The sequence below is a fragment of the Paraburkholderia phymatum genome, assembly GCF_040965635.1.
Taxonomy (GTDB): Bacteria; Pseudomonadota; Gammaproteobacteria; order Burkholderiales; family Burkholderiaceae; genus Paraburkholderia; species Paraburkholderia phymatum_B.
The window spans coordinates 1-255 of sequence record NZ_JBFRCH010000169.1 but is presented as its reverse complement, the minus strand read 5'-3'; the positions used below and the strand labels follow the sequence as shown (position 1 = coordinate 255).

1 pseudogene is annotated in these 255 nt (G+C 64.3%); it reads left to right on the top strand.

The features are described from left to right. Nucleotides 1–14 precede the first annotated feature (14 nt). A pseudogene (locus tag AB4Y32_RS40645) lies at nucleotides 15–255 on the top strand (hypothetical protein); the annotation flags it as partial.

The window sequence follows — 255 nt, the reverse complement described above, 5'->3', positions numbered from 1 at the left end:
AAAGAGGACTACTAATGACGGACACGATCAGCCACCATGAACTCGATGAAACCCCGTTGACCCGTCTGCAACACCAGGGCCGACTCCTCAACGCGGTCTTCAAGGGACATACGAACGCGCCTCGCCGAATCGGCTTTCGCGGCGAGCTCGCGCTACGCTTCGGGCCGCGGCTCGCCGACGAGGCGCGCCCGCCCGAGCTTTCCTGCGAACAGGTCATGGCCGTAGCGGACATCGGTGCGCCGGACCTGCCGTTCT